Here is a 17,079-nt window from a genome sequence, read left to right on the forward strand (position 1 = left end):
GACGCAATCTGGCGAGAAAAGAGTTGTGACCTGGCTTTTCGTTTTCGGCCTTATAGCCATCAGGATCCCGTGGGGCTATGCTTCATTCAGCACGATAATAATTACAGAGGCAATGTCATGGATAAAGAATTACTGGATGCGGGTTACCGGGCCTATACCGGCGAGAAAATTGACGTTTACTTCAATACCGGGATTTGCAAACACTCGGGTAACTGCGTGCGTGGGAGCGCAAAGCTGTTTAATCTGAAACGTAAGCCGTGGATTATCCCCGATGAAGTGGACGTTGAAACGGTTGTACGCGTGATTGATACCTGCCCGAGCGGTGCGCTGAAGTATCGCCAAAAATAAGCGAGGAACCATGGATATTCTGGAAGGCCATAACAAGTTTTACGTGAATGATGCGAGCGGCAATCAGGTCGCGGAGATTGTCTTCGTACCGACCGGCGAGCACCTGAGCATTATCGAGCATACCGACGTGGATGAGAGCCTGAAAGGGCAGGGCGTCGGTAAACAGCTGGTGGCGAAAGTGGTGGAGAAGATGCGCGGCGAGAACCGCAAAATTATCCCGCTGTGCCCGTTTGCGAAACATGAATTTGATAAAACGCGGGAATATGACGATATTCGGGCGTAACTAACACCGGCGATGGCCGGTGTTTTTTTATCTCGCCTGCTCAAACAGCAATATTAACGCGATCAGCACCATTATCCCTCCCGAGGCCCTGCTTACCAGACGCGCCGCCTGTGGCCGGGTCGCCAGCACCGCTTTCGAACCATACCCCACCAGCAGGTAGACCAGCGTACAGGTGATGAGGTGCATCACGCCAAGCGCGGACATTTGCATCGCTATCGACCAGCTTCCGGTCGGGTCTGTAAATTGCGGAAGCAGGGCCAGGAACAGTAAAAAAACTTTCGGGTTAAGGCCGCTAATGCAGAGTCCTTTCACCGCCCACTGCGTCCAGTTTCCCGCGTGTTGGGTGGCCTTTTCCGGTGCGGCCGGGTGTCGCAGCAACGTTATGCCAAGCCACAGGAGATACAGGGCTCCCGCCACGGTCAGCCCGGCTAACGCCAGCGGATGTTGAGCAATCAGTACCCCCACGCCAGCCACCACAATCAGCGTGGCTAACAGATGCCCGGACATCAACCCCATCACCGCCGGGACCACGCGTCGGCCGTTAATCCCGGCGCTAATGGCGTAGGCCCAGTCGGCGCCCGGGGTCATGATGAGCAGAAAAGAAACCACCCAAAAGCCGGCCACAATACTCATTTCCATCGTCCTGAAAACTCCCGCAGTGCGTTATACGTTGCGAAAAAGAATATCGCTAACACTGCGAAATAGGCTTTCAATGTTATGCTCATAACACGGTGAAATTGAGAAAATCTTCCACATGGATAGCATCGATCGAAAAATTCTTGCTGAGCTGCAGTCTGACGGCCGCCTGTCGCTTACCGAGCTGGCTGAGCGGGTGAACCTGAGCCTTTCGCCGTGCCATCGTCGCGTGCGGGCGCTGGAGCAAAGCGGGGCCATAACGGGATACCGTGCCAGCCTCGACCCCGCCAAAATGGGGTTTAACTTCCTGGCGATAGTGTTCGCGACGCTGAAGGAGGGTGACCGCAAGGCGGTTAGCGCGTTTGAAGCGGCGGTGGAGGAAATTCCGCAGATCGTGCTGGCACAGCGTTTATTTGGCGATCCTGATTATCTGATGCACGTCGTGACCCGCGACCTGTCGGCTTTCCAGAAGCTCTACGACGAGAAGCTCTCCGCCATGCCTGGCGTGCAGCATCTTCGCTCAACGCTTGTCATGAAAACGGTAGTGCAGGACAGGCCTTTTCCGCTGTAAATGACCTGCCCGGCAGAGCGCCGGGCAGGAAAGGGGATTAGCCGACAAACATCACCGACACGCACAGCACGCCGACGATCAGCGTCAGCAGGTTGCCAATGGAACGGTACTGTTTCAGCGACGGGATCAGATACGTCGACAGCGTCGGCATGATAAACAGGATCATGGCGATAAGCGGGCCGCTGATGGCGTAAATCATCGAAATGGCGTTCGGGTTAATGCAGCAGACGGCAAAGGTGATTAACGACACCCCCATAATGGAAATCGCGCGGTTAAAGGCGCGGCTCTTTTTCACGCCCACCTGATTGAGCGACGACTTCACGATCTCCGTCGCCCCTTCAATCACCCCAAAATAGGTGCCGAGGAACGATTTCGACATCGCAATAATCGCCACGATAATCCCGGAAATGCCCAGCCACGCCGGTGAAGAAGGCATCATCGACAGCGCGGACAGGATCGTTACCCCTTGCTCTTTGGCGGCCACAATGTATAACGGCGGAATAGAGAGCAGGCAGCTGAAGACAAAGAACAGCACGCTCAGGCAGATAATCAGGTACGCCACCTTCATGATTTTCTTGCATTTATCCATGGCGCCGTCGGCAAATTTCTCACGACGGTCAACGGCAAACGTTGAGATAATCGGGGTATGGCTGAACGCAAACACCATCACCGGAATCGAAATCCATACCTGATGCAGGGTGTGACGATCGACGGCCATCTGGCTGGTCAGCAGCGAGGGTTGCCAGCTGCCGATGAGATAGAGCGAGACAAACAGGAAATAGGCGATCAGCGGAAACACCAGGAAGCCCATCACTTTTATCGTGATATGGCGTCCCATCAGGAAGATCAGATTCAGAACCAGCACCACCCCCAGGCTGACCAGCACGCGAACGGTGGTATCCACCGTCAGGTGTTTTGCCAGCTGTTCCGTGAGCGAGTTGGTGATGGCCACGGCATAAATCTGCACCACCACAAAGAAGGCGATGAAATAGAGCGTGGTGATCAGATTGCCAATCTTCCTGCCGTAGTAGTGCGAGACGGCGCCGGTGATCCCTTCATTGCCTTTTGTTTTTGACGACAGGATAAATTGCGCCAGCGCTCTGTGCGGCCAGTAGGTTAAGGGGTAGGCCACAAGGGCGGTAATAAACAGGACAATAGCGCCTGCGGAGCCCAGCTGAATGGGCAAGAACAGCGTTCCTGCGCCCACGGCCGTGCCATAGAGAGCGAAACTCCAGAGAGTCTCATCTTTTGACCAAATTTTCGACATTAGAGCAACGTATCAACTATCAAACCATCGGAATGGAGTGCAATTTACCATAGTTATGCACATAGAGCGCAGTTGCTTCGAAGGCGTTTGGCCGGAACGGGCGTCCGGCCAGAGGCGGTTTAGCCTGCCAGGGCGCGCCGTTGCTGGCGACGCTTAAGAAATTTCTCGCGCAGGTTATCGTACGCCCAGTTATAGAACATGGTGTACGGCAGGAAGAACAGGAAGAAACCTATCTCAAGTGTGAATGCCTGAAGCAGGGTGACGCCAAGCACTGCGGCGACAATCGACACGCCAATCACAATAAACCCGCATTCGAACCCCAGCGCATGCAGCGCACGCACTTTTGCCGTACGTTTGACGCGCTGAACCGGCCAGAAACGGTCGAAGCCGAAGTTATAAATAATGTTCCACAGCATGGCGGTGGTGGCCAGAATAATGGTCAACCCACCCATCTCCACCACGGAACGCTGCATGAGCCACGCCGCCGTAGGGGCGAGGATCGCCGTTGCAATCCCTTCAAAACAGACAGCATGAAAGATCCGCTCCGGCAGTTTACGTTGGAGTGCATCCTGTTGTTGCATAGTCATAGACCTCATTAATTCGCCGGTATGGGCGTTGATGCTGCCTATTTTCATCGCTAAAGATGATATGTTAAAGATAGTATCCATCGTAAAAGTAGATAGGTTATGCGCTATTCACCCGAAGCCCTTAATGCGTTTGTCGAGACCGTTGCGGCGGGCTCTTTTTCTGCCGCCGCACGCCGGCTGCGTAAAAGCCAGTCGACGATCAGCACGTCCATTGCCAATCTTGAGGCCGATCTCGGTTTCGAGCTGTTTGACCGCTCGGCGCGCCAGCCGGTGTTAACGGTCCAGGGAGAACAGGTGCTGGGCTACGTGCAGGCCATCCTGGCCGCCAGCACGCGGCTGGACGAGCTGGCGGTGTCGCTAACGGCGCAAACGGAGGCGCGTCTGACGTTTGTTCTTTCCGATACCCTCAACCCGGACGTGCTGGAAGATATGATGAAACAGTTTGACGCGCGTTTTCCCCATACGGAATTCGAATGTCTGATTGGTGAGGAAGAGGACGTGATCGATCTGCTGCAAAAGGAGCGAGCGCAGGTTGGCCTGACGGAGGCGCGAGACAGTTACCCTACGGATATTGGCGTCACCCGCCTGCCGATGCAGACCCGCATGGCGATCTATGTTGCGACCACGCATCCGCTGGCCGGACAACATGACGTCCAGCGTGACGAACTGCACGGCTGGCGCGAGCTGCGGCTGAGCACCTATCTTGAGCGCGAGGCTGAGATCGCGCGCGGGCCCGTCTGGTCAGCACCGAATTACCTGTTACTCTTGAGTATGGCGGTACAGGGATTTGGCTGGTGCGTATTGCCGTGTGCGCTGGTGGATGAATTTGCCGCCGCGAAATCCCTGGTACAGCTCGATGTTCCCGGCTGGCCGCGGGCGATCGGCATCGATCTGCTGTGGAATAAACGATCCCCTCCCGGCGTGGCCGGAAGCTGGCTGCGGCAGTATCTGCAGGATGCGCGCTGATCCTTGTGATTAAACTCACTATTTTTAAACAATTAAGATAATTGCCAGTAACAATCCTCTACTATCGTCATGTTATTTAACACAGAGGTCGTGATGAAAGATGTCGTAATAGTGGGTGCGTTGCGTACAGCTATCGGCTGTTTTCAGGGAGCGCTTGCGCGTCACTCGGCGGTTGACCTGGGAAGCGTGGTGGTGAAAGCGCTGGTGGAACGCAGCGGGATCGCAGCACATGAAGTGGATGAGGTGATCCTGGGACAGGTGCTCACGGCTGGCGCCGGGCAAAACCCTGCGCGCCAGGCCGCGCTCAAGGGCGGGCTGCCCAATACCGTCTCCGCCATTACCATCAACGACGTCTGTGGGTCAGGATTAAAAGCGCTGCATCTCGCCACGCAGGCCATTCAGTGTGGTGAGGCGGATGTGATCATTGCCGGCGGGCAGGAGAATATGAGCCGCGCGCCGCACGTGTTGACCGACAGCCGTACCGGCGCACAGCTGGGCAACAGTCAGCTGCTCGACAGCCTGGTGCATGACGGGCTGTGGGATGCGTTCAATGACTACCATATGGGCGTGACGGCGGAAAACCTGGCGCGCGAGTACGGCATCAGCCGTGAGGTGCAGGATGCCTATGCGCTAAGCTCGCAGCAAAAAGCGCGTGCGGCGATTGATTCCGGTCGTTTTCGCGACGAAATTGTCCCGGTCAGCACGCAGCGTCAGAGCGGCGAGCCTGTCGTCGTGGATACCGATGAACAGCCGCGCACCGACGCCAGCGCGGAAGGCCTGGCGAGGCTGAATCCCGCGTTTGAAATGCAGGGCTCGGTGACGGCGGGAAATGCCTCTTCCATTAACGACGGCGCTGCCGCCGTCATGATGATGAGCGAAAGCAAAGCCCTTGAACTCGATCTCCCCGTGCTGGCCCGCATTAAGGCGTTCGCCAGCGTGGGGGTTGATCCTGCGTTAATGGGGATCGCGCCGGTCTATGCGACACGCCGCTGTCTGGAACGCGCGGGGTGGCAGCTTTCGGATGTGGATCTGATCGAAGTGAACGAAGCCTATGCCGCGCAGGCGATCTCCGTCGGAAAAATGCTGGAGTGGGATCCCCTGCGGGTCAACGTTAACGGCGGCGCGATCGCGCTGGGTCATCCTATCGGCGCGTCCGGCTGCCGGATCCTGGTTTCGCTGGTCCACGAAATGAAAAAGCGCAACGCCCGGAAAGGGATTGCCACACTCTGTATAGGCGGCGGGCAAGGGGTGGCGCTGGCCATCGAACGCTAACCTCTCCTCATTGAAAATGACCTCCTCCGGGAGGTTTTTTTTCGTGTTCTTTTTCTCCCTGCGGCTTAAATGTGATCCGAACATCATTTTCGTTAGAAACAAAAATAAAAATGAAACGTTGTTTTAAATATAATTGAAAAGGCCGCTTTATGCCGATAGTATGTGTTCATTATGAAAAACGGAACGCTGTTTCGTTTATTTCCGCCTTCGGGCATGACCACATCTGGAGGTTACCGTGGACGTCAGAGAAAGCATCCACAGTGCGCACGCCAAAACGCTGGATACTCAGGGGCTGCGCAATGCATTTTTAGTCGAGCAGGTATTCGAGGCCGACAGGTACACCATGGTTTACAGCCATATCGACCGCATTATTGTGGGCGGAATTATGCCCGTCACGAACAGCGTCTCCGTGGGCGGTGAGGTCGGTAAACAGCTGGGCGTGAGCTATTTCCTCGAGCGTCGCGAGCTGGGGGTGATTAACATCGGCGGGCCGGGCACCATCACCGTAGACGGACAGTGCTATGAGATTGGCCATCGCGAGGCGCTGTACGTGGGAAAAGGGGCGAAAGACGTGGTCTTTGCCAGCATCGACGGCAGCAAGCCTGCGAAGTTTTACTACAACTGTGCACCGGCACACAGCACCTACCCAACCAAAAAAGTGACCACGGCAGACGTCGCACCCGTGACGCTGGGCGACAACCTCACCAGCAACCGCCGCACCATCAATAAATACTTCGTGCCGGACGTGCTGGAGACCTGCCAGCTCAGCATGGGATTGACCGAACTGGCACCGGGCAACCTGTGGAACACCATGCCGTGCCATACCCACGAGCGCCGCATGGAAGTCTACTTCTACTTCAATATGGATGATGACGCCTGCGTGTTCCACATGATGGGACAGCCGCAGGAAACGCGCCATATCGTGATGCACAACGAGCAGGCGGTGATTTCACCGAGCTGGTCTATTCACTCCGGCGTAGGGACGAAAGCCTACACCTTTATCTGGGGAATGGTGGGCGAAAACCAGGTCTTTGATGATATGGACCATGTTGCGGTCAGCGATCTGCGCTAGTGGCGGGCAGTGAAGCATAAACCTGCCTGTGAGTGACAGGCTCTGAAAGAGTAAGGAATAAACATGATTCTGGATGCATTCTCTCTGCAGGGGAAAGTGGCCGTGGTTTCCGGGTGCGACACCGGGCTGGGTCAGGGGATGGCGTTAGGGCTGGCGGAAGCGGGCTGCGATATCGTCGGGATTAATATCGTTGAACCGACTGACACCATCGAACGCGTGACGGCCCTGGGCCGCCGTTTCCTGAGCCTGACCGCTGACCTGCGTAAAATCGATGCCATTCCTGAACTGCTGGACCGCGCGGTGGCTGAATTCGGTCATATCGACATTCTGGTGAACAACGCCGGGCTGATCCGCCGCGAAGACGCGATCAGCTTCAGCGAGCGCGACTGGGACGACGTGATGGATTTGAATATCAAGAGCGTATTTTTTATGTCCCAGGCGGCGGCGAAGCATTTTATTGCGCAGGGGAAAGGCGGCAAGATCGTTAATATTGCCTCTATGCTCTCGTTCCAGGGCGGCATTCGCGTGCCGTCTTACACCGCGTCCAAAAGCGCCGTAATGGGCGTGACCCGCCTGCTGGCGAACGAATGGGCGAAACATAATATCAATGTGAATGCGATTGCGCCGGGCTACATGGCGACCAACAACACGCAGCAGCTGCGCGCAGACGAAGAGCGCAGCGCGGCGATCCTGGAGCGTATTCCTGCGGGACGCTGGGGCCTGCCGAGCGATCTGATGGGGCCGATTGTCTTCCTGGCCTCCCCGGCGTCGGATTATATCAACGGTTACACCGTGGCTGTAGACGGCGGCTGGCTGGCGCGTTAATTCCACCTGTATTAAGAACCTCTGCCCCTGGGCGGAGGTTTTTTTTGCGCTAAATTGGCTTAGTCCATATCGATAAAGATGAAAAATCCATACTGAAAAATCATAAATGACGGCAATCACACTTTTATTGCTTAAATATTAGATGATTAGTAAAAATACGTGATTATTCGCCACGAGTTGAAATTGTAATGTCCATCACAGAACCGTATGCCGTAGCGGAATAATCCATAACTTCGCGATTTCCAGCCTGACACTTTTCCTCGCTTTCTCGTAATTTCAGTTAACGAATTTTGCTGTTGAGGCAGGAAAAATATGACATCTATAAATGACTCTACCCTAATGCCCGCTGCGCTGCGTGACACCCGGCGCATGAATCAGTTTGTCTCCATTGCCGCCGCCGTGGCGGGCCTGTTGTTTGGACTGGATATCGGCGTCATTGCTGGCGCATTACCGTTTATTACCGATCACTTTACCCTCAGTAACCGTCTGCAGGAGTGGGTGGTGAGCAGCATGATGCTCGGCGCGGCCATTGGCGCGCTGTTTAACGGCTGGCTGTCGTTCCGCCTGGGGCGCAAATACAGTCTGATGGTCGGGGCAATCCTGTTCGTCGCGGGGTCGATCGGCTCCGCGTTTGCGACAAACGTAGAAGTGCTGCTGCTCTCCCGCGTGCTGCTGGGCGTGGCGGTGGGGATTGCCTCCTACACCGCGCCGCTTTATCTCTCCGAAATGGCGAGTGAGAACGTGCGCGGCAAGATGATCAGCATGTATCAGCTGATGGTCACACTGGGTATTGTGCTGGCGTTCCTGTCTGACACCTACTTCAGCTACAGCGGCAACTGGCGCGCGATGCTGGGCGTGCTGGCCTTACCGGCGCTGGTGCTGATCGTCCTGGTGGTTTTCCTGCCAAACAGTCCGCGCTGGCTGGCGCAAAAAGGGCGCCACGTGGAGGCAGAAGAGGTCCTGCGCATGCTGCGCGATACCTCGGAAAAAGCGCGCGAAGAGCTGAACGAGATCCGCGAAAGCCTGAAGCTGAAGCAGGGCGGCTGGGCGCTGTTTAAGATCAACCGCAACGTGCGCCGTGCGGTCTTCCTCGGCATGCTGCTGCAGGCGATGCAGCAGTTCACCGGGATGAACATCATCATGTACTACGCGCCGCGCATTTTCAAAATGGCCGGGTTCACCACTACGGAACAGCAGATGATCGCGACCCTGGTGGTCGGGCTGACCTTTATGTTCGCCACGTTCATTGCGGTATTCACCGTGGACAAAGCCGGGCGTAAACCGGCGCTGAAAATCGGCTTCAGCGTGATGGCGATCGGCACGCTGATCCTCGGCTACTGCCTGATGCAGTTTGATAACGGCACGGCATCAAGCGGGCTTTCCTGGCTTTCTGTTGGGATGACCATGATGTGTATCGCAGGTTACGCGATGAGCGCCGCGCCCGTGGTGTGGATCCTGTGTTCCGAAATTCAGCCGCTGAAATGCCGTGACTTTGGCATCACCTGTTCTACGACCACCAACTGGGTGTCGAACATGATCATCGGCGCGACGTTCCTGACGCTGCTGGATTCAATTGGTGCTGCCGGAACCTTCTGGCTCTACACGGTGTTGAACGTCGCGTTTATTGGCGTCACGTTCTGGCTAATCCCGGAAACCAAAGGCGTGACGCTGGAACACATTGAACGCAAGCTGATGGCTGGGGAGAAACTGCGTAACATCGGCGTGTGATTCTTTTTCCTAACCGAAGGTTTTAATACTTACCGAAACTAAAAAGGAAAAGGTGGCTTAATCACAATAATAATGTGATTAAGCTCACTACTAACTCTGGTAGGGAGTAGACAGCGAGAGGTATCTGGCATTAGGATTTTTCTTATGTTGTTGTATTATCGGGCCACCGCTATCAATTGTGAAAAGATGCGTTGCATCCGGAAAAAGAAGAATCACTATGTCAGAGATGGATTTCAAAAAAAGTACGGACCTCGACTTTCCCCGTTATACCGCCCCGGCTTTAAGCGAAAAAGAGATAGATCTTCTGGGACTCTTTGCGCTCCTTCTGGCGGCGAAAAAACGTATCGCCACCATTATTTTTGCTTTCGCGCTGGCGGGGCTGGCCCTTTCATTTTTACTGCCGCAGCACTGGACCAGTAAAGCGGTGATCACCCCGGCAGAACAGCTGCAGTGGAACCCGTTGCATCAAATGATGGTGACGTTACAGGTACTTGATGTGGACGTGAAGATTACCCGTCCGCAACTCTTTGACCTGTTTATTAAAAAGTTCCAGTCACAGTCATTGTTCGAAGAGTACATGACGACCTCTCCTTACGTGATATCGCTGTTGAATGGGGCCGAGGTTGATCCCATAGAATTGCATCGTGCGATAGACAACATTTCAGACCGACTGAAAGCGGTGAATAACGTTCAGGCAAAAGACGTGGATAACGCACCTTATGTTTCATGGACATTAAGCTTCTCAGCTCCGACAGCCGAAGATGCGCAAGCCGTCCTGTCGGGATATATCGGTCATATCGCGGCTATTGTTGAAAAAGAGACGGTGCAGAATATTCGCAACCAGATCGCCCTGAAAACGAAGGTGGTTGAGCAGCAGCTGGAACTGGATCGTGTCCGTCTGACCAATGTTCACAATGCCAACCTGCAGCGACTGAATTATTCGCTGGAAGTGGCAAATGCCGCAGGCATCAAGAAGCCGGTTTACAGCAACGGGCAGGCCGTAAAAGATGACCCGGATTACTCCGTTGCGCTCGGTGCTGACGGTATCGCGCAAAAGCTGCAGATTGAAAAAAATCTGAAGGATGTGACAGAGCTGAATGCAGAGTTCCAGAACCGGGAATACCACCTCGCACAGCTGAAAAAGCTCTCCTTTTCCGATGTTAAACTTGAGCCATTCAGGTATCAGCTTTCGCCTTCCATGCCGGTGAAAAAGGATGGCCCGAGCAAGGCTCTGATTGTCCTTCTGGCGGCGCTCATGGGGGGCCTGTTTGCCTGCGGTAGCGTTTTGCTGCGTGAGGCGATGCTCACCCGTGCTCCGAAGCCACAGCCGGTGACGGAATAAATTCTGAAGTTTAAAAAGGCGCTGAATAGAGCGCCTTTTTTTATGGGCATCGGTTATGTTAAAAAAAGAGACCAAAGATAAGGAGGGATGATGAAAACGATCGGCCTGTTAGGTGGAATGAGCTGGGAATCGACAATCCCTTATTATCGCCTGATTAACGAAGGGGTAAAGCAGCGACTGGGTGGTCTGCACTCCGCAAGCCTGCTGCTGCACAGCGTTGATTTCCATGAAATCGAAGCCTGCCAGTCGAGCGGTGAGTGGGATAAAGCCGGGGAGATCCTGGCCCAGGCTGCGCTGGGGCTGGAACGCGCCGGCGCCCAGGGTATCGTGCTTTGTACCAATACCATGCACAAAGTGGCGTCGCACATTGAGGACCGCTGCGCGCTGCCGTTTCTGCATATCGCGGACGCGACCGGGCGTGCGATTGCGGCCTCCGGGATGCGCCGCGTAGCGCTTTTGGGTACACGCTACACCATGGAGCAGGATTTTTATCGCGGACGTTTGCACAGTGAATTCGGGATCGAAAGCCTGATCCCTGGTGAAGAAGATCGGGCGCGCGTCAACCAGATTATCTTTGACGAACTTTGCCTCGGTACCTTCAGCGACTCTTCCCGCGCGTATTACGTCAGCGTCATTGATAAACTCGCGCAGCAGGGGGCCGAAGGGGGGATATTCGGCTGCACCGAGATCGGTTTACTGGTGCCCGTCGAGCAAAGCCCTGTCCCGGTATATGATACCACCGCCATCCATGCCGCGGATGCCGTGGCGTTTATGCTGTCATAACGGGTTTTGCAGGTCAGGTAAGCGAAGCGCCACCTGACGCGCGTGCTCTGTTAAGTGTTCGGTGAAAGCGTCCACCAGCGCGGAAGCCGGACGGTGCAGCGGGCGGATCAGGCTCACGGTGAACGGGACGGACACGCTAAAGCGGCGGATGACGATCCCGCCTCCGGCATAGTCCAGCGCCGTGAGCGGATTCACCACCGCGACGCCGACGCCTGCACGCACCATCGCGCAAATCGAAGCCGCGCTGTGCGTTTCCACCACCATTCGCCGTTTGACCTGATGCTCGGCAAACAGCGTATCCAGCAGCTGTCTGTAGCTGTCGGTTTGCGACAGGCTAATGTAGTTTTCCCCGTGAAAATCCTCCGGTGTGAGCACCGCCTTACCGGCAAGCCGATGCCCGACGGGCAGAACGCACACTTCATCTAACGAGAGCAACTCCGTGCGCGCCGTTCCCGCTGGCGTGGAGAGGGTTTCGGTCAGGCCTAAATCATGGCGCTGAGCCGAAAGCCACTCTTCAAGCAGGGGGGATTCCTGAGGCACGATGGTGAGGTTGACCTCCGGGTATCGGGCCAGAAAGGGTTGAAGCAGCATCGGCAAAAAAGATTGCGAAAAGACGGGCAGGCAGACGATCGACAGCTCGCCCTGGCGAAACTCGCGCAGGCTTTCCGCAGCGCTCACTATTCTGTCCAGTCCGTACCAGGAGCGCTGAACTTCCTCGAACAGGCGTAACCCCTGTACCGTTGGGTGAAGCCTGCCGCGGGTGCGTTCGAACAGCTTCAGCCCCAGCACTTTCTCGAAGCGCGCCAGCTCGCGGCTCACCGTCGGCTGCGAGGTATGCAGCATCTGCGCGGCTTCGGTGAGATTGCCGGTGGTCATCACGGCGTGAAAAATTTCGATGTGGCGTAAATTGACGGCGGGCATAGGGCACCTGAAAGCAGATTACTGTCCATATCATTTTTGCATAGACTCGCGATAAAACGATATTTTTTATTCTCTTCGCGCTGTGGCGTAATCATCAAAACGCATTTATCCGGAGAAGACCATGCCACGCCCGCTGAACCAGACTGATACCGATTTGAACGCCGACAACCTGCTGCGCCTGCCCGCCGAGTTTGGCTGCCCGGTGTGGGTCTACGACGCGCAGATCGTTCGCGAGAAGATCGCCGCCCTGCATCAGTTTGACGTGGTGCGTTTTGCCCAGAAGGCCTGCTCTAATATCCATATTCTGCGCCTGATGCGTGAGCAGGGCGTGAAGGTCGACTCCGTCTCACTGGGCGAAATCGAGCGCGCGCTGGCGGCGGGATTCGATCCGAAAGCCGACGGCGACGCGATAGTCTTTACCGCTGATGTGATCGACGATGCGACGCTTGCGCGCGTCCACGAACTGCAGATCCCGGTAAATGCCGGTTCTGTGGATATGCTGGAGCAGCTGGGTCAGGTTTCTCCCGGCCATCGCGTCTGGCTGCGCGTGAACCCGGGCTTTGGTCATGGGCACAGCCAAAAAACCAATACCGGCGGCGAAAACAGCAAGCACGGGATCTGGTATGCCGATATGCCTGCCGCGCTGGAGGTATTACAGCGCTACAGCCTGAAGCTTGTGGGTATTCATATGCACATTGGCTCTGGCGTCGATTACGGCCACCTGGAGCAGGTGTGCGGCGCGATGGTGCGCCAGGTTGTCGACTTCGGCCAGGATCTGGAGGCGATCTCTGCCGGTGGTGGTCTCTCCATTCCCTATCGCGAAGGGGAAGAGGCGATCGATACCGATCACTATTACGGTCTGTGGAGCGCCGCGCGTGACCAAATTGCCGCGCATCTTGGCCACGCGGTGAAGCTGGAAATTGAGCCGGGTCGTTTCCTGGTGGCGGAAGCCGGTGTGCTGGTTTCACAGGTGCGCAGCGTGAAAGAGATGGGGTCTCGCCACTTCGTATTGATTGACGCAGGCTTTAACGATCTGATGCGTCCGTCCATGTACGGTAGCTATCACCACATTACCGCCCTGGCTGCCGACGGCCGCGATTTAACGCAGGCGCCGCGGGTTGAGACGGTCGTTGCGGGGCCGCTGTGTGAATCGGGTGACGTGTTCACTCAGCAGGAAGGCGGCAAAGTGGAGACCCGCGCGCTGCCAGAGGTCAAACCGGGTGATTATCTTGTGCTGCATGATACCGGTGCCTACGGGGCGTCGATGTCATCTAACTACAACAGCCGCCCGCTGCTGCCGGAAGTGCTGTTTGATAACGGTAAAGCACGTCTGATCCGTCGTCGCCAGACTATTCAGGAACTGCTGGCTTTAGAACTCATCTGATTAAAGTACGGCCCCGTCGTGACCGAATCGCGTAAGACCAGCGTGCCGGTAAACGGCGGGATGGCATCGACCGGCTGGTTTTTTGCCAGCCGGATCGCCTGATCGATGGCCGTGACAATCATATTGTCGATAGGCAGATAAACCGATGAGAGCGCAGGCTCCAGCCATTTCGCGCTTGGAGCATCGTCAAAGCCGAACAGCGAAATATCCTGCGGAATTTTACGCCCCGCCTGGTGTAACGCTTTGGACGCGCCCAGCGCCATATCGTCGTTACAGGCAAACAGGGCGCTAAACGGCACGCCGTCGGCAATCAGCTCCTTGCACAGCTCGTATCCCCGCGTCATTCCCGCATCGCCGTACTTTATCCGACGCTCGTCCAGGCGGATGCCGTGCTTTTCCAGCGCCTTGCGATAGCCCATCAGCCTCGCTTTCCCGGTTGGGGTATGGATCGGCACGGTGATACAGGCGATCTCCCGATGTCCCTGGCTTATCAGGTAATCCACGGCCTTAAACGCCGCATCCTGCTGCTCGAAGAACACGCAGCGATCCGGCGCCTGGCTCACTTCACGGTTAATGACCACCAGCGGCGTTTTCACGGTGTCCATCAGTTTGACGATCGCTTTCTCGCTCATATAGCGCGTGTAAAGCACGATGGCATCGCACTGGCGATCGGCCAGCATCTGCACCGCCTGTTCTTCCTGTTCCGGCGCGTCGTGACCATCGGTGACGATCAGCTGTTTCCCGTGGGTTTCCGTCTGCCGCGACGCCTGCTGGAGAAGGCGGCCAAAGTAAAAGCCGTCGAAGGTAGAGACGACCAGACCAATGCTGTTGCTGGTCTGGTTAGCCAGTGAACGCGCGAGAAAGTTCGGGCGATAGCCCAGCTCTTCCATCGCCGCAAACACCTGCTGACGCGTACTCTCTTTAACCTGACCTGTGCCGTTCAGCACGCGCGAGACGGTAGCCTTCGACACGCCCGCACGCAGTGAGACATCCAGCATTGTTGCCATTCTACATTCCTGCTTCCACGTAATGGTCTGCAGTTTAACACAGACCTCAGGGCGTATAAGCGATGCGGGAAGCGCAAAAACTCCGCCACGATCACGCTTTTTAGTAACGATGCATCTGGCCTGCCTGAAGTAAAACTAAATAGTCTGAGTCTGGTAAAATAATCGCCGAACCGGGCCGGAGCTTCAGGCCAGCAGATACATGAGAAAAAGCAGGTGAAACGTGAAAAAGAGTGTCATCCTCCCGCTTTACCAGGCACCGCACTATGCGGAGCAGGTCACCGACTGGCTCTGGCAGGCCTTTGGCGAAGGGCTCCCCCGGGAATTTTTCCACAGCATCGTTGAGCACAGCCAGACGCCGGGAGCATTACCGCTGACTTTTATCGCAGTAGAAGACGAACAGCTTCTTGGTACGGTAGGGCTCTGGCGCTGCGATTTGATCACCCGTCAGGATCTCTTTCCGTGGCTGGCGGCGCTCTACGTCGACGACGCGGCGCGAGGTAAGGGGTTGGCAGGACGGTTACAGCAGCACGTTATTACCTGGGCGGCACAGGCGGGATATGAAGAACTGCACCTCTGGTCTGCCTGCCGCGACTTTTACGAACGTTACGGCTGGCAGTATATCGGTGATGGGCTGGAATACCCCAACACGCGGGTTCACCTCTACCGTTATTCGCTCTGCGCTTCCGCAGGTGAGGCAACGGAGTGACGGCGAACCAGCGTCGGGCTAAACAGATGCGTAATATCCGGCGGCTGGCGCTGTTCAGCCAGCGCTAACGCCAGCTCGGCGGCCTGCGTGGCCATTGTGATAATCGGGTAGCGCACGGTGGTCAGACGCGGGCGCACGTAGCGAGAGACCAGCACGTCATCGAAGCCAATCAGCGAAATTTCTGCCGGTACCTCAATTCCGTTGTCATTCAACACCCCCATTGCCCCTGCGGCCATAGAGTCGTTATAGCTGGCAACCGCCGTGAAATTCCGTCCGCGGCCCAGCAGCTCGGTCATGGCCTGCTCACCGCCGCTCTCATCCGGTTCACCGTAGGCAACCAGGCGATCGTTACACGGCAGTCCGTTTTCGCGCAGGGCATCGTAGTAGCCCTGCAGGCGGTCTTCTGCATCAGAAATCGGGTGATTTGAGCAGAGATAGCCAATCCGGGTGTGGCCCTGTTGAATCAGATGACGGGTCGCAAGCCACGCGCCGTAGCGGTCGTCGAGCGCCACGCAGCGTTTTTCAAACCCGGGAATAATGCGGTTGATAATGACCATTCCGGGGATCTGTTTCATCAGATGAATCAGTTCTGCATCCGGGATCATTTTGGCGTGAACCACCAGCGCCGCGCAGCGGTGGCGGATCAGCTGCTCAATGGCCTGGCGTTCTTTTAGCTCATTATGATAGCCATTGCCGATCAGCAAAAAATTACCTGTCTGATAAGAAACCTGTTCAACGGCTTTCACCATCGCGCCGAAAAAGGGATCGGAGACATCGCCTACCACCAGACCAATGGTTTCTGTGGACTGCTGGGCGAGCGCGCGGGCATTGGCATTGGGATGATAGTTCAGGGATTCCATGGCGTTTTGTACCGCCTGGCGTGATGCGTCACTGGCTTTCGGTGAGTCGTTAATCACGCGGGAGACGGTTGCCACCGACACACCTGCCAGACGGGCCACATCCTTTATTGTCGCCATTCATTACCTTCTTATTGGGGGGTAAGCGTTTACACACCAAATAGTGTTGCGGAAAAGCGGCGCGCATTCAAGGGGAGCGGATTTCCGCTCTCCACAAACGTGACGCAGCACAACCCTGGTAGTGTAATCGTTACACGCGCAGTCATGTCTGAAAAATGTCAATCTGAACCTTTGGTTACACTTTGCCTCAGGCTGTTGCGATTGTCCGATAGCGAGGACGTTAAAGAGGTTGATACAGTTGAGATCCCAGAGGTATTGATTGGTGAGAATTCTTAGTACGGTTTCGTACTCATCTCTTGCACCAACCTGCGCGGATGCGCAGGTTTTTTTTCGCCTCCACTTTTGCTGTCGCTCCCATATCACTTCTCGTGTAATCTGCCACCATTTACTATCAACCCTCCACA

General features: G+C 55.8%; 18 protein-coding genes. 12 read left to right on the top strand and 6 right to left on the bottom strand.

Annotation, left to right across the window (positions count from 1 at the left end; genetic code table 11):
• Positions 1-117: 117 nt before the first annotated feature.
• Positions 118-348 (top strand): 4Fe-4S mono-cluster protein YjdI, encoded by a 231-nt coding sequence (gene yjdI / locus V4835_RS04765; RefSeq protein WP_008499689.1) that lies wholly within the window; start codon positions 118-120, stop codon positions 346-348.
• 10 nt (positions 349-358) lie between these two features.
• Positions 359-631 carry a GNAT family N-acetyltransferase gene (locus V4835_RS04770; protein WP_115876217.1) on the top strand — a complete coding sequence of 91 codons (273 nt, stop codon included), beginning with the start codon at positions 359-361 and terminating at the stop codon, positions 629-631.
• 27 nt (positions 632-658) lie between these two features.
• Here the strand turns inward: V4835_RS04770 and V4835_RS04775 are convergent, their stop codons facing one another.
• Positions 659-1,270, bottom strand: coding sequence for a LysE family translocator (locus V4835_RS04775; protein ID WP_063144678.1), 612 nt, complete (start codon positions 1,268-1,270; stop codon positions 659-661).
• A gap of 115 nt (positions 1,271-1,385) precedes the next feature.
• Between V4835_RS04775 and V4835_RS04780 the strand changes: the two genes are divergently transcribed.
• Entirely contained in the window at positions 1,386-1,838 is a 453-nt protein-coding gene (locus tag V4835_RS04780; RefSeq protein WP_029742214.1) for an Lrp/AsnC family transcriptional regulator, read from the top strand.
• A 37-nt stretch (positions 1,839-1,875) separates the two neighbouring features.
• Here V4835_RS04780 and V4835_RS04785 read toward each other — a convergent pair whose 3' ends face one another.
• A complete protein-coding gene (locus V4835_RS04785) occupies positions 1,876-3,105 on the bottom strand; it encodes an amino acid permease (protein WP_331411331.1) in 1,230 nt (409 codons plus the stop codon).
• Between the two features lie 119 nt (positions 3,106-3,224).
• Entirely contained in the window at positions 3,225-3,686 is a 462-nt protein-coding gene (locus V4835_RS04790; protein ID WP_331414082.1) for a multidrug/biocide efflux PACE transporter, read from the bottom strand.
• 105 nt (positions 3,687-3,791) lie between these two features.
• Here V4835_RS04790 and V4835_RS04795 point away from each other — a divergent pair, with 105 nt between their 5' ends.
• The 7 genes from V4835_RS04795 (at position 3,792) to V4835_RS04825 (ending at position 11,680) form a co-directional block, all read left to right on the top strand.
• A complete protein-coding gene (locus V4835_RS04795; protein ID WP_063144681.1) occupies positions 3,792-4,658 on the top strand; it encodes a LysR family transcriptional regulator in 867 nt (288 codons plus the stop codon).
• A gap of 93 nt (positions 4,659-4,751) precedes the next feature.
• A complete protein-coding gene (locus V4835_RS04800; protein ID WP_023333286.1) occupies positions 4,752-5,930 on the top strand; it encodes an acetyl-CoA C-acetyltransferase in 1,179 nt (392 codons plus the stop codon).
• Positions 5,931-6,165: 235 nt separating this feature from the next.
• Positions 6,166-7,002, top strand: coding sequence for a 5-dehydro-4-deoxy-D-glucuronate isomerase (kduI, locus tag V4835_RS04805; protein ID WP_331411332.1), 837 nt, complete (start codon positions 6,166-6,168; stop codon positions 7,000-7,002).
• 63 nt (positions 7,003-7,065) lie between these two features.
• Positions 7,066-7,827, top strand: a complete 762-nt coding sequence (gene kduD, locus V4835_RS04810) for a 2-dehydro-3-deoxy-D-gluconate 5-dehydrogenase KduD (RefSeq protein ID WP_063144684.1) — start codon at positions 7,066-7,068, stop codon at positions 7,825-7,827.
• Between the two features lie 312 nt (positions 7,828-8,139).
• Positions 8,140-9,555, top strand: coding sequence for an arabinose-proton symporter AraE (gene araE, locus V4835_RS04815; protein ID WP_331411333.1), 1,416 nt, complete (start codon positions 8,140-8,142; stop codon positions 9,553-9,555).
• 217 nt (positions 9,556-9,772) lie between these two features.
• The gene (gene wzz(fepE) / locus V4835_RS04820) at positions 9,773-10,897 is read left to right on the top strand and encodes an LPS O-antigen length regulator Wzz(fepE) (RefSeq protein ID WP_331411334.1); all 1,125 of its coding nucleotides are present in this window, start codon (positions 9,773-9,775) and stop codon (positions 10,895-10,897) included.
• A gap of 90 nt (positions 10,898-10,987) precedes the next feature.
• Positions 10,988-11,680, top strand: coding sequence for an aspartate/glutamate racemase (locus V4835_RS04825; protein ID WP_331411335.1), 693 nt, complete (start codon positions 10,988-10,990; stop codon positions 11,678-11,680).
• Here the strand turns inward: V4835_RS04825 and V4835_RS04830 are convergent.
• The gene (locus tag V4835_RS04830) at positions 11,675-12,601 is read right to left on the bottom strand and encodes a LysR family transcriptional regulator (protein ID WP_063144688.1); all 927 of its coding nucleotides are present in this window, start codon (positions 12,599-12,601) and stop codon (positions 11,675-11,677) included. The genes V4835_RS04825 and V4835_RS04830 overlap by 6 nt on opposite strands.
• A gap of 121 nt (positions 12,602-12,722) precedes the next feature.
• Here V4835_RS04830 and lysA point away from each other — a divergent pair, with 121 nt between their 5' ends.
• Positions 12,723-13,985, top strand: a complete 1,263-nt coding sequence (gene lysA / locus V4835_RS04835; protein WP_331411336.1) for a diaminopimelate decarboxylase — start codon at positions 12,723-12,725, stop codon at positions 13,983-13,985.
• Here the strand turns inward: lysA and V4835_RS04840 are convergent.
• Entirely contained in the window at positions 13,955-14,992 is a 1,038-nt protein-coding gene (locus V4835_RS04840; RefSeq protein ID WP_331411337.1) for a LacI family DNA-binding transcriptional regulator, read from the bottom strand. The genes lysA and V4835_RS04840 overlap by 31 nt on opposite strands.
• Positions 14,993-15,212: 220 nt before the next feature.
• On the opposite strand from V4835_RS04840, the gene V4835_RS04845 reads away from it, so the two are divergent.
• Positions 15,213-15,698 (top strand): GNAT family N-acetyltransferase, encoded by a 486-nt coding sequence (locus V4835_RS04845; RefSeq protein ID WP_331411338.1) that lies wholly within the window; start codon positions 15,213-15,215, stop codon positions 15,696-15,698.
• On the opposite strand, the gene galR is transcribed toward V4835_RS04845, so the two are convergent.
• Positions 15,659-16,675 carry an HTH-type transcriptional regulator GalR gene (gene galR, locus V4835_RS04850; RefSeq protein WP_063144692.1) on the bottom strand — a complete coding sequence of 339 codons (1,017 nt, stop codon included), beginning with the start codon at positions 16,673-16,675 and terminating at the stop codon, positions 15,659-15,661. The genes V4835_RS04845 and galR overlap by 40 nt on opposite strands.
• Positions 16,676-17,079: the final 404 nt, after the last annotated feature.

It is taken from the genome of Enterobacter cloacae complex sp. CARB60, assembly GCF_036487345.1.
Lineage (GTDB): Bacteria > Pseudomonadota > Gammaproteobacteria > Enterobacterales > Enterobacteriaceae > Enterobacter > Enterobacter asburiae_D.

What these genes read in the sequence shown, in the direction of transcription:
- V4835_RS04785 (WP_331411331.1), bottom strand. Translation starts at nt 3,105, where the DNA reads ATGTCGAAAATTTGGTCAAAAGATGAGACTCTCTGGAGTTTCGCTCTC.
- araE (WP_331411333.1), top strand. Translation starts at nt 8,140, where the DNA reads ATGACATCTATAAATGACTCTACCCTAATGCCCGCTGCGCTGCGTGAC.
- V4835_RS04825 (WP_331411335.1), top strand. Translation starts at nt 10,988, where the DNA reads ATGAAAACGATCGGCCTGTTAGGTGGAATGAGCTGGGAATCGACAATC.
- galR (WP_063144692.1), bottom strand. Translation starts at nt 16,675, where the DNA reads ATGGCGACAATAAAGGATGTGGCCCGTCTGGCAGGTGTGTCGGTGGCA.
- V4835_RS04790 (WP_331414082.1), bottom strand. Translation starts at nt 3,686, where the DNA reads ATGCAACAACAGGATGCACTCCAACGTAAACTGCCGGAGCGGATCTTT.
- lysA (WP_331411336.1), top strand. Translation starts at nt 12,723, where the DNA reads ATGCCACGCCCGCTGAACCAGACTGATACCGATTTGAACGCCGACAAC.
- yjdI (WP_008499689.1), top strand. Translation starts at nt 118, where the DNA reads ATGGATAAAGAATTACTGGATGCGGGTTACCGGGCCTATACCGGCGAG.
- V4835_RS04780 (WP_029742214.1), top strand. Translation starts at nt 1,386, where the DNA reads ATGGATAGCATCGATCGAAAAATTCTTGCTGAGCTGCAGTCTGACGGC.
- kduD (WP_063144684.1), top strand. Translation starts at nt 7,066, where the DNA reads ATGATTCTGGATGCATTCTCTCTGCAGGGGAAAGTGGCCGTGGTTTCC.
- V4835_RS04800 (WP_023333286.1), top strand. Translation starts at nt 4,752, where the DNA reads ATGAAAGATGTCGTAATAGTGGGTGCGTTGCGTACAGCTATCGGCTGT.
- V4835_RS04775 (WP_063144678.1), bottom strand. Translation starts at nt 1,270, where the DNA reads ATGGAAATGAGTATTGTGGCCGGCTTTTGGGTGGTTTCTTTTCTGCTC.
- V4835_RS04795 (WP_063144681.1), top strand. Translation starts at nt 3,792, where the DNA reads ATGCGCTATTCACCCGAAGCCCTTAATGCGTTTGTCGAGACCGTTGCG.
- V4835_RS04840 (WP_331411337.1), bottom strand. Translation starts at nt 14,992, where the DNA reads ATGGCAACAATGCTGGATGTCTCACTGCGTGCGGGCGTGTCGAAGGCT.
- V4835_RS04830 (WP_063144688.1), bottom strand. Translation starts at nt 12,601, where the DNA reads ATGCCCGCCGTCAATTTACGCCACATCGAAATTTTTCACGCCGTGATG.
- V4835_RS04770 (WP_115876217.1), top strand. Translation starts at nt 359, where the DNA reads ATGGATATTCTGGAAGGCCATAACAAGTTTTACGTGAATGATGCGAGC.